Source organism: Trinickia sp. (assembly GCF_057351765.1).
In genome coordinates this window covers 1-11,195 of the sequence record NZ_JBMRBK010000100.1, presented here as the reverse complement: position 1 = coordinate 11,195, position 11,195 = coordinate 1, and the positions used below count along the sequence as shown (strand labels likewise).

General features: G+C 63.9%; 9 protein-coding genes. 5 read left to right on the top strand and 4 right to left on the bottom strand.

The genetic code is table 11. The features are described from left to right. The coding region (locus tag ACO1XS_RS26095) for an AMP-binding enzyme (protein ID WP_486392044.1) at positions 1-363 on the top strand (363 nt) is incomplete at its 5' end. A gap of 504 nt (positions 364-867) precedes the next feature. Then, complete coding sequence (locus tag ACO1XS_RS26090) at positions 868-3,072, top strand: glycoside hydrolase family 3 C-terminal domain-containing protein (RefSeq protein WP_486392043.1); 2,205 nt, start codon at positions 868-870, stop codon at positions 3,070-3,072. Between the two features lie 128 nt (positions 3,073-3,200). Here the strand turns inward: ACO1XS_RS26090 and ACO1XS_RS26085 are convergent, their stop codons facing one another. Both ACO1XS_RS26085 and ACO1XS_RS26080 read right to left on the bottom strand, forming a co-directional pair. Then, complete coding sequence (locus ACO1XS_RS26085; protein ID WP_486392042.1) at positions 3,201-4,448, bottom strand: MFS transporter; 1,248 nt, start codon at positions 4,446-4,448, stop codon at positions 3,201-3,203. Positions 4,449-4,577: 129 nt separating this feature from the next. After that, a complete protein-coding gene (locus ACO1XS_RS26080; RefSeq protein WP_331574153.1) occupies positions 4,578-6,032 on the bottom strand; it encodes a carbohydrate porin in 1,455 nt (484 codons plus the stop codon). Between the two features lie 469 nt (positions 6,033-6,501). Between ACO1XS_RS26080 and ACO1XS_RS26075 the strand changes: the two genes are divergently transcribed. Genes ACO1XS_RS26075 through ACO1XS_RS26065 form a run of 3 tightly spaced genes read left to right on the top strand, consistent with a single transcriptional unit; the run spans position 6,502 to position 9,404 of the window. Beyond that, complete coding sequence (locus ACO1XS_RS26075) at positions 6,502-7,644, top strand: NAD(P)/FAD-dependent oxidoreductase (RefSeq protein ID WP_486392041.1); 1,143 nt, start codon at positions 6,502-6,504, stop codon at positions 7,642-7,644. A gap of 7 nt (positions 7,645-7,651) precedes the next feature. Beyond that, positions 7,652-7,996, top strand: coding sequence for a (2Fe-2S)-binding protein (locus ACO1XS_RS26070; RefSeq protein ID WP_486392040.1), 345 nt, complete (start codon positions 7,652-7,654; stop codon positions 7,994-7,996). Further along, complete coding sequence (locus ACO1XS_RS26065; protein ID WP_486392039.1) at positions 7,986-9,404, top strand: FAD-dependent oxidoreductase; 1,419 nt, start codon at positions 7,986-7,988, stop codon at positions 9,402-9,404. Before ACO1XS_RS26070 ends, ACO1XS_RS26065 begins: the two co-directional genes overlap by 11 nt. Before the next feature lie 36 nt (positions 9,405-9,440). On the opposite strand, the gene ACO1XS_RS26060 is transcribed toward ACO1XS_RS26065, so the two are convergent. Beyond that, positions 9,441-10,097, bottom strand: a complete 657-nt coding sequence (locus tag ACO1XS_RS26060) for an aspartate/glutamate racemase family protein (RefSeq protein ID WP_331574161.1) — start codon at positions 10,095-10,097, stop codon at positions 9,441-9,443. Between the two features lie 23 nt (positions 10,098-10,120). Continuing rightward, positions 10,121-11,195: NAD(P)/FAD-dependent oxidoreductase (locus ACO1XS_RS26055; protein ID WP_331574163.1), on the bottom strand; the 1,075-nt coding region annotated here is incomplete at its 5' end.

The window sequence follows — 11,195 nt, the reverse complement described above, 5'->3', positions numbered from 1 at the left end:
GGGACGATGGAGATCGAATCGGCGCTGGTGGCCAATCCGCAGGTGGCGGAAGCGGCGGTGGTGGGGCGTCCGGACGACACGACGGGCGAAGCGGTAGTGGCGTTCGTGGTGCTCAAGCGCACGCGCCCTGAAGGCGAGGAGGCCTTGAAGCTGGCCAACGAGCTGCGCGCGTGGGTGGGCAAGGAGATCGGCCCGATCGCCAAGCCCAAGGAGATCCGTTTCGGCGAGAACCTGCCGAAGACACGCTCGGGCAAGATCATGCGGCGCTTGCTGCGCTCGCTGGCCAAGGGCGAGGCGATCACGCAGGACGTCTCGACGCTCGAAAACCCCGCTATTCTCGAACAGCTCGCCGAGGTGCGTTGAGGTTCGTCGCGGCGCGGCCTCGACGCCCATCGGCGTCGGTCCCGCGCTGCGCTCTAAACAGACCGTGCCCCTCGGCACGATCGACAGTCGTTCAGCGGCACCCTCCCTATACAGTACCGATACAGACGCTTGGATAATCCTCTGTACGGGCAACGTCGCAATCCTTCCATTTCGTGCAAACCCAGCGGGCGTGCGGCCTACGGCCGAAGCGCCGTCGGCGACATCCGCGGATGCTCGGCTACGGGAAAGTACTGACACTGTAGTGAGCCTGTAGTCAGACTACTTCCATAAGATCGGTAGTCATGGAGTCTTGCTACGCATAACGCGTCGATGGTACCGGTCCCCGCCCTACGAAGCGACGGGGGGCCGCTCCCACCATCGCAAAGCGGCCTCCACCCTGCATCAAGGTTGCCGGTGCCTGCTGGGGCGCGGAGCCGTCGTCTGGAGTCCAGTGAGATCCGGTGTTGTTGTCGAGCATTACAACCCACATTCATGGAGAGACACATGCAGGTCAATCGTTGGCCAATGGCATTGGTGTTGGCGGCCGCATTCGCGAGCGCTCACGCGAGCGAGAGCGATACGGCTTTCAACCCCGCACCGTCGTCGTTCACTCCCGGTATGGATTTCGCCGCGCATCGACGCGCCGATATGCTCGTGAGGCAAATGACGCTGGACGAGAAACTGCAGTTGATCCACTCGAAATATCAGATGAGCGATGTTCCGGGCGGAGGAGCCGGCTTCATTCAGGGTGTGTCGCGTCTCGGCATTCCCGATTTGAACATGGTCGATTCGGCTACGGGCTCGGGCAGCACGTCCCAGCCGAGCACGACGTTCCCGGCAACCATCGGGCTCGCCGCGAGTTGGGACCGGCACCTCTCGTACGATTTCGGTGCGCGCATCGCTTCGCAACTGCGTGCGCAAGGCTTTGGCATGGGCCTGGGCGGCGGCACCAATCTCGCGCGTGAGCCACGCGGCGGGCGTCTTTTCGAGTATCTCGGCGAAGATCCGGTCCTCGCCGGCGAGATGTTGGCGGCGCGAACCGTCGGCACCCAGAACCAGAAGGTAATCGCCACCATCAAGCACTATGTCGGCAACGAGCAGGAAACCGGCCGCATGGGCGGCAACAGCCAGATCGACGAGCGCACGCTGCGCGAACTGTATCTGCTGCCCTTCGAAATCGCCGCGCGCACAGCGCGACCCGGCAGCGTGATGTGCAGCTACAACCGCGTCAACGGAACCTACTCTTGCGAAAACCCGCATGTGCTGACCGATGTTCTCAAGCACGACTGGGGCTTCGAAGGCCAGGTGCAGTCCGATTGGGGCGCGGCTCACAGCACGGCGGCCTCGATCAACGCCGGCCTGGATGAAGAGGAAGATGTCGGGCCAACGGTCTATCTGACGCCCGATGCAGTCAAGCAGGCGCTGGCGAATCACCAGATTTCCCAAGCGCGGCTCGACGACATGGTACGTCGCAAGCTCTACGTGATGATTCGCACCGGCGTATTCGACGATCCGCCGAAGCCGGCGCCGATCGATTTCGCTGCGGGCCGGGCATTCGCCCAATCCGCGGAGGAGCGATCGATGGTGCTGCTCAAGAACGACAACGCACAATTGCCGCTCACGGCCGCGGCGTTGCAGCGGATCGCCGTGATCGGCGGACACGCCGACGCCGCCGTTCTCACGGGCGGCGGTTCGGGCAACACGCGCGATCCTGTGTCTGGCAATTTCGCGGGTTGCGGCGGGTTGACGTTCGGCTCCGCGACGGGATGCAGTTGGTGGACCAACCCGTGGCTCAAGCTCGACGTGCCGATCGTCAAGGCCATTCAGGCGCTGGCGCCCGCGGCGCAAGTCAGCTTCGCCGGCAACAGCGATCAGACGCAGCCGTTCAGGGCCTACACGCAGCAAGAGATCGATCGCGCCGTTGCGCTCGCGCGGCAATCCGATGTGGCGATCGTCGTGGTGACGCAGTCGTCGGGCGAAGACTTCGGCGAACTCACGAGCCTGGCGCTCGCCAATCCGTCGAATCAGGATCAACTGGTCGAAGCCGTGGCACAGGCGAACCCGCATACCATCGTCATCGTCGAAAGCGGGAATCCGGTCCTGATGCCATGGAAGGACCGTGTTTCCGCGATCATCGAAGCCTGGTTCCCGGGCGAGGGCGGGGGGCAGGCCATTGCCAACGTGTTGTTCGGCAAAGTCAATCCGTCCGGCAAGCTGCCCGTCACGTTCCCTGCGCACGACCAGGATACGCCGACGTGGGGCACCGATGGCACGCTGCCGAAAGACCCCGTCTATGCTGAAAAGCTGAACATGGGCTATCGCTGGTATGACGCGAAGAATATCGCTCCGCTCTTCGAGTTCGGTCATGGCCTGTCCTATACGCACTTCAGCTACTCCGACCTCGATGTCCGGCCCGGACCGGATCATTCGATGACGGCAAGCTTCACCGTCAAGAACGATGGCAAGATGGCGGGCGCCGAAGTGCCGCAGGTCTACCTGGGCGTCAACTACAGCGGTGAGCCGCCGAAACGCCTCGTCGGCTGGCAGAAGGTCTACCTCAATCCGGGTGAGGCGCGACATGTCCGTGTCTCGATCCCCGCACGCTTCCAAAGCGTCTGGGATACGGCGAGCAATGGCTGGAAGTTCGTGCCGGGTAGCGCTGTGTATGTCGGTGCGTCGTCTCGCGACATTCGCCTGCAACGCCGGTGATCGATGCGGTATCCCCCGCGTCGCCTCGAGGGGCGGCGCGGGGATCGCGCGGCAGCGAGCGTTGCGGCTCGCCGCGCGATCCATCGATTCGCCTATGCGCTAGGGCCTGTTCACGCTGATCACAGGCCCTAAGCGCCCGCCCCGGGCAGCGAGACGAGCTTCGCGGCTTGCGAGCGCAAGATGACATAAGCCTGAACGACGAATGCAAGCACCGCCACGATGAGGCAGGGTTTCGCGCCGAAGGGGCCGCCGAGCATGGCGCCGATCAACGCGCCGAGCGGGCGCGCGCCGTACGTCGCGGTGCTGATCAGCGCCGACACGCGTCCCAGCATCGTTTCGGGCGTGATCGCCTGGCGCAGCGTCGTCGAGCTGATGACCCACAGGATGGGGCCCATACCGAGCTGGAAGTAAGCCGCCGCCGCAAGCCACGGCGAAGGAACGATCAGCGTTGCGCACAACGTCAGGGAGGCAGCAAGCCCGCAAAGCGGTCCGACGACGATGATTTGCCCGAAGCGCAGCGACGCTGCGATGCGTGGTGCCGTCAGCGCGCCCGCAATCATCCCCGCGCCGTAAGCGGCCAGCGTGGCACCCACTCCTGCCGGCGACAGACCAAGATAGCGGCTCGCGTAAGGTACGTAGACGGCCTGGATCGTGAAGAATCCGACGTTAAAGAAGATTGCCGTGAGCGCGATCGCGCGCAGCAGCGGATTGCCTGCGACGAATGCAGCACCTTCGCGAAGATCGGCCGCGAAGTGTCGGCGCGTGGGTGCCGTGCGTGACGGTTCGTCGATGCCGATCAGCAGCGCAGCGGCCAATGTGGAGAGCATCGCGGCGACGATAAATGCTGCGGATGCGCCGATGGTTCCCGCCAGCAGTCCACCCAGTGCTGGCCCTGCGGCATAAGCGACGCTGCGAGCGAGTTCCGTTCGGCTGTTCGCCGCGGCCCAGGCTGGCCGTTCGACCAAGGTGGTAATCAGCGAAGGTGCGGCGACATTGTAGGCGACGGTGCCGCACGCACCGACGAAGCCGCAGACCGCGAGCAGCAGCAGTGAGAGCTTGCCGGTCGCGAGCGCGGCGAGCACGACGAGCAGGGCCGCCGCGCGCAAGCTCTCCGCACCCGCCATGAGTTGTCTGCGCGATCTCTGGTCCGCCCAGACACCGAGCAACATGGAAAGCAACAAGAACGGCAGTGTTTGGGCGGTCTGCAGCCAGCCGGTTTGTCCAGCCCCCGCACCGAGGGCGAAGACCGCAACGAGCGGCGTCGCTGCGAGACCGATCTGCTCGGCCGACTGCGCGGCCAGGTTGGACCATGCGAGCCGATGAAAAGCAGGCGAAAGACGGGTGGGGGGAGATTCGGGGGCGGTGCGAACGGACATTTTGTGATCTCCGGCTATCGAGTCGAGTCACATCGATGTTCGCTGTCGCCGCTCGTATCTACGAGCCGATTCTTGCTCTCCCATTCACTCGAGGTCGATCACACGCGAAGGGCGCGTTCGCCGCCGCAATCAGAAGGTGATCGTCGCACGCGCGCCGACGACGAACGTATTGCGCAAGGGACGCGCCGGGTCGTTCGGATTCTGGCCTGCGCCTGCGTTGAACGTGTACTGGGCGTCGGCGGCCAGCATCCACCATGGCGTGACCTGATACTGGTAGGTCGCCTCGACAGTCGTTTCGCGCGTGCGCACGCCGTAGGGGCCGCCGCCGAATGCAAGCTGATCGCGGTCGAGCGACGTGACGTGATTGCCGACCTGGATATAGGTGACGGCAAGGCCGACGCTATCGTTGTCCCGGCCCTGGAACGGAGCCTTCAGCACGATGCCGGCATTGGCCGCGAAGCTCACGAGGTTTCGATCCCCCGGCGCGCCCATTACGCGCGCGAAAACGCCGAGGCTCTTCGGGCCCGAGGGGTCCGGGCGCCAAATCATTTGATCGGCGACGGCATAGAAACTGTAGTCGCCGTGATGCGACTGCGCGATACCCGTCGAGGCGGGATTGGCGAGCGACAATCCGTCGACGCCCATGCGCTGATCGGCGAAGCGGCCGTTGTGATACCAGACGCCGATCTTGTACGTACCGGGCAGGCCGCCGGAGTGTCCGGTGTTCGCTTCGCCCTCTGAAGGCGGATTCAGCGCGTACTGCAACTCGCCGATGTAAAGGGCGCCGTTGTGCAGATTGAAGTTCGTACCGCTGACGTTGTTCGGATTGTTGCCGAGGGGATCGCCATCGAATACGCCCGCCAACGCGGTGACGGACGGTGCCAGTTGCGCGCGCACCCGCACGCCGAGTGCGGCGAGCGGATAGGCGGGGCCGCCGTTGGGCAGATCGTACGAGGGCAGTGCGGGCCAACCGAACATCGTATTGATGAACGTATTGGCATACGTGCTGCCCATGAATTCCTGATCCAGGCTTTGCTGGCCGATCTTCACGTCGACGCGCTTGTCGAGGAACGACTGCTGGTACCACAGCTCCCACAGACGGGTCGTGGCCTGCGCCTCGATGCCGCTTGCGGTGTTGAGCGTGCCGAGGTTCGAGCTGCTCAGATTGCGGCCGTGAATCTGCAGCGCACTGGCGTTGAATGTGCCGCCCGGTAAGCCGATCGCTTTTTGCGTATCGACCGACAGGGTCATCGTTGTCAGACCGTCGTACGCGCCACCGCGATTTAGCCCGCCGCGGAGATTCGCGAGGTATTCGCTGGTCTCGGTGATCTGCAGCGTTGCTCCGTACTTGCCGAGCCACGGACGGATCCCGCCCATATCGCCGAGCAGCGTATCGCGGTTCCAGATATCTGCGGGTTTCGCCTGAGCGGTGGCATCGGTTTGCGGGACCTTCGACTCGGTATCGGCTTGGGTTTGGGCGAATGCGCTTGCGCTTGCAAGCCATGCGTAGACAGCGACAGCCGCGCACGCCGCTGGGCGCGCGCGGTAACAGGTGCGCGCTCCTCGGCGCGACGCTAATTTCATCTTGTTGTCCTGCATCTTTTGATCGAAGTATGGAGGTGAATAGGTCCGGTACGTATGCGGCTTAATCGCAATGCGGGAGATCGTAGAGGTTGTGAATTGCAAAGTCAATGAAAACGAGAATTATTCTCATCGCCGGTTTCATGTGGCGAGCGTTGTCAAAGCTAGATCCAAGTTTTCGTCCGCACCTTCGATACGACATTAGAACTTTGCTCTTACATACAAGCAAAAGGTTGATAATTCGCGTTATGTCAAATCAAGGACGAGCATCCCTCCATCATGTAGCGTTGACCCGTCCCGGATCGCCGATCGCGAAATCACGCTCGCCCCACGTCTGGAAAGCCGCGTTTGGAAAGTGTTGAAAGTAAGCCGAAAACACATCGGAACTGCTGAATTTCGCTTCGTTTCCCCCAAAAGGTAATGCGTCGAGGGATATACCATTTCGGTTGAGGACCCTGACTGGAGACGCCGGATGAAGCAATCTGCTTCCACCCGCCGCGACGTACTGGTAGTCGGCGCAGGACTGGTCGGCTCCGCCGTCGCTTATGGGCTTGCGCGCGAAGGCGCAAAAGTAACCGTACTCGACCAGGGCGACGATGCTTTCCGTGCATCACGCGGCAATTTCGGACTCGTGTGGATCCAGGGCAAGGGCTATGGCCTAACGCCATATACACGCTGGTCGCGCGATTCCGCAGCGCGCTGGCCGACGCTTGCGGCGACGCTCGCGGACGAGACGGGCGTTGACGTCGCCCTGCGCCAGCCCGGCGGGTTTCACTTCTGCTTTTCCGACGATGAGCTGGCGGCACGCGAAACGCGCCTTTCGACGCTGCGGCGCGAAATGGCCGGCGACTACCCCTATCAGCTACTCGACGCGCGCGAAGTCCGCGAGCGACTACCTGCGGTTGGGCCAGCGGTGCTCGGTGCGAGCTATACGCCGATGGACGGCCATGTGAATCCGTTGAAACTGCTGCGGGCGCTGCATGTCGGCATGCAGCAGCGCGGCGTCAGGCTGGTGAGCGGCGAGAACGTGTCACGCATCGCGCCGAACGGCGCAGGTTTTACGGTGCACGGTGTTCGCACTACCTGGCACGCAGACAAGGTCGTGCTCGCCGCGGGACTCGGCAACCGAGCGCTCGCGCCACAGGTAGGACTTCACGCACCGGTCGAGCCGAACCGCGGACAGATACTCGTCAGCGAGCGTGTCGCGCCGTTTCTGCATCACCCCACGCTGAATGTGCGGCAAACCGATGAAGGCACCGTGCAGTTCGGCGATTCCATGGAAGAGGCAGGCTTCGACGACTTCACGACCACCCGCGTACTCGCCGACATCGCGCGGCGCGGGGTGCGCACGTTCCCGTTCCTGAAGGACGTGCGGCTCGTGCGAATGTGGGCCGCCCTACGTGTCTATAGCCCGGACGGTTTTCCGATCTATGACCAGTCGCCCCGCTATCCCGGCGCGTTCGTCGTGACGTGTCACAGCGGCGTGACGTTGGCCGCCGCCCATGCGACGCGCATCGCGCCGTGGATCGCCGGCGCGCCGATGCCGGAAGAACTGCGTGCATTTTCGGGCAGTCGCTTCAGCCTTGCCAGCGCCATTCCGGTCCCTGCTCACTGATTGCGCCATGACATCCCAACCGTTATTCAAGACTTTGTCCGACGCTGATGCGCCAGTCCACATCTGGTTCAACGATCGATCGATGCACGTGCCCGGCGGCCGCTCTGTGGCGGCTGCGCTGCTGACGGCAGGAGTCTCGCGGTTTCGTGCAACGCCCGTCGGCGCTTCGCCCCGCGGGCCCTACTGCATGATGGGCGCGTGCTTTGACTGCCTCGTGGAAATCGATGGCGTGCCAAGCCGGCAGAGCTGCATGGTTACGGTACGCGACGGCATGCGCGTCCGCTCTCAAGAGGGCGCACGTGAACTGCCGCCTGTCGTAGCCCAATTGCCGGATCACGTTCGTGAGCGTTGAAAACGTTGCTGAACCCGCCCACGAACCGGTCGATGTCGTGGTCGTGGGCGCAGGCCCGGCGGGGCTCGTGGCCGCCGCGCGCGCGGCGAGCGCGGGACTTTCGGTCGTTCTGCTCGATGAACAGGACGCCGTCGGCGGCCAGATCTATCGTGCCATCAGCCATGCCGACGCCCGTCGCACGGACATTCTCGGTCCCGATTACGCGGCAGGCGCAGCCATTGCCGACGCGTTCACCCGCTCGGGCGCACACCACGTCGCCAATGCATCCGTGTGGCACGTGACCCGGGAGCGCTGTGTACATTATCTGAAGGACGGCAAGGTCGGCAGCTTTCAGGCGCAGCGCATCATTCTCGCGACCGGTGCATTGGAACGCCCGTTCCCGATTCCGGGCTGGACATTGCCGGGCGTGTTGACGGCGGGCGCCGCGCAGATCCTGTTGAAGAGCGCGGGTGAAGTGCCGGCGCAGCCGCCCGTGCTGGTCGGCTGCGGCCCCCTGCTCTATTTGCTCGGCTGGCAATGCACGCGCGCTGGCGTGCCAATTCGCGCGCTCGTCGATACGACGCGCCACGAGGACCGCTGGCGCGCGAAGCGCTACATGCTATCGGCTCTGCGCGCGTGGCCTATGCTCAGCAAGGGCCTGCAGCTGATCCGCACGCTGCGCGAAGCGGGCGTGCCGATCCATGAAGCGGCCGACGATCTACGCATCGAAGCGAAGACGGATGAAGACGGCGTCGAGCGCGCCGCCGCGCTCAGTTTCACAACGCACGGGCGCGAGCATCGCATCGACGCCAACCTCTTCCTGCTGCATCAGGGCGTCGTGCCGAACATTCAGTTTCCCCTTTCGTTGCGTGCGCAACATCGTTGGGACGAGGCGCAGCTGTGCTTCGCACCGGTTACCGATCTGTGGGGCGAACTCGACGTGCCCGGCATCTTCATCGCCGGGGATGGCGGCGGCATTATCGGCGCGCAGGCGGCGGCCGTCCAGGGCGCCCTAGCCGGGCTCGCTGTGGCGGAGCAGCTCGGCGCGATCGACCTGTCGACACGCGATCGCGAAGCGTCGATCCACCGCCGCAAGCTCGCTGACCTGAAGCGCATCCGCCCTTTTCTCGACAGCCTGTACCGGCCGCGCGACGCAAACCGTATTCCGGCCGACGACGTCATAGTCTGTCGCTGCGAAGAAGTCACCGCGGGTGAAGTGCGCGGTTTCGTTTCCCTGGGTTGCCTGGGCCCCAATCAGGCGAAATCGTTCGGGCGCTGCGGGATGGGACCTTGCCAGGGGCGCATGTGCGGGCTGACGGTAACTGAAATCATCGCGCACGCACGCAACGTCACACCCGAGACGGTCGGCTACTACCGCATCCGCCCCCCGATCAAACCTGTCACGCTCGGAGAATTGGCGGGCGACTGAGACCCAGCGCCGCGTATCGCGGCGCGCATTGTGTGATTACGTCGTTCCAAGCGCGCGTTTGAGCGCAGCCACACCGCTGCGCGGGCTGGAGAGCACTGGAACCCGCACCCCCGTCAATTGCGGCACGAGCCGCGCCATCGAAACCTGTGCCAGCACGACGACGTCGACCTGCTCTGCCAGCGTCGAGATAGTGCGCTTCAGAATGTCGTCGTGTCGGGCGCCATCCCCGCTGACGAGCGCCTCGAACGCACCCTCTGCAATCCGCTCGGTCACTTCAACCGTACGACCGAGTTCGTCCGCCTTCTTTTTAACCAGTCGAACGGTGGGTTCGAGCGTAGTCGATACCGTTGCGACCACCCCAATGCGATGACCGACCGAGCTCGCCTCTTCTGCCATCGCCTCATCGATTTTCACGATCGGGGTGGTGACGAAGTGGCGCACCGAGTCGACAGCTTCGCCTACGGACGAGCAGGCGTTCAGGATGATATCGACGTGCATCGCCTGAGCATTGGCCATGTACGAATGGATCCGGCTGGCAACGTCCGGAGTCAGGTGGCCGGCTGCTCGCACGTCGGCGAGCAGGCTGTCGTCGACGATATTGATGACACGCGCCTCAGGGATTTGCTCGCTGATTTGCTCTTTGATCGGCTGGACCGTGACCAGTCCCGTGTGAACCACGGCAATCGTCGTCATAGGTTGATTCGGCTCGTAGTAGTTTAAAAATCGGCGACCTTGCCCCACGCCGAATCGCTGAACCTGCTCGGCCGATACGGTTTCGGATCCACGATCGGTACCGCACCGGTAGCAAGATCCGCGATCAAATGGCCAGCGCCGGGACCGATACCGAAACCGTGTCCCGAAAAGCCTGCTGCCAAAATCAATCCCGGCATGCCCGGCACTTCGCCAATACCGGGAACACCGTCCGGCGTGCTGTCGACGAAGCCGGCCCACGCGTGGGTGATCTTTGCGCGGCCCAGTTCCGGCAGCAGTTCGACGGCTCGCCGCTGTGTTTCCCTGATCGTCGGGAGGTCGGGTTTAGGATCGAGAATGCGCACGCGCTCCATGGGTGTCGGCGCGTCGAGCCGCCACCGCTTCAACGTTTCGTGTCCGCCTCGAACACCTTCCAGCCCCCCCGGCAGGAGGCTGCGCCAGCGCTTGGCGAACATCGGCACGAACTGCGGCGCGAATCGTATGAACTGTGGCGTGACGTCCACGCGTGCGCGGCCGCTGATGGCCAGTGCGTATCGTCCGTCGCTGCGTCGCGTGACGGATACGCCTGAAGTAAACAGGGCGTCCGGCAACGGATGCTCCACGGGAGCCACACTGAGGATGGATTGGCGGATGGAGGCCTGCGGAAAACGGATGCCGAGCTGGCGGCAGAACGAGGACGCCCACGCGCCTCCGGCGAGCACCACGGTTTTCGTCTTGATGACTCCGGCTTCCGTGATGACGCCGCTGACCCGACCGCCCTCCAATTCGAGGCCGCGGGCCGCACACTGCTGGTGAACGCTGCCACCGAGCTTGATGAGTGCGGCTGCCACAGCCGGCGCAGCCTTCGCAGGATCGGCAGTGCCATCGCTGGGGGAGAAGACGCCGCCTTTCCAGGCGCGGCCGGTCGCCTGCCCTCGCTCGGCGGCTTGCCGGCTGTCTAGCATGTAAGTTGTCACGCCCGCGGTCTTCGCAAAGTCGCCCCAACTGGCCCAACGGGACAATTCGGCGTCGTCATTGCTGAGGTACAGCAGCCCACACCGATGAAAGCCCGTGTCTTCGCCCGTTTCGATCGCAAATCGT

Coding starts and splice junctions, on each gene's coding strand:
- ACO1XS_RS26085 (WP_486392042.1), bottom strand. CDS start 4,448: ATGTCCGTTCGCACCGCCCCCGAATCTCCCCCCACCCGTCTTTCGCCT.
- ACO1XS_RS26090 (WP_486392043.1), top strand. CDS start 868: ATGCAGGTCAATCGTTGGCCAATGGCATTGGTGTTGGCGGCCGCATTC.
- ACO1XS_RS26075 (WP_486392041.1), top strand. CDS start 6,502: ATGAAGCAATCTGCTTCCACCCGCCGCGACGTACTGGTAGTCGGCGCA.
- ACO1XS_RS26080 (WP_331574153.1), bottom strand. CDS start 6,032: ATGAAATTAGCGTCGCGCCGAGGAGCGCGCACCTGTTACCGCGCGCGC.
- ACO1XS_RS26060 (WP_331574161.1), bottom strand. CDS start 10,097: ATGACGACGATTGCCGTGGTTCACACGGGACTGGTCACGGTCCAGCCG.
- ACO1XS_RS26070 (WP_486392040.1), top strand. CDS start 7,652: ATGACATCCCAACCGTTATTCAAGACTTTGTCCGACGCTGATGCGCCA.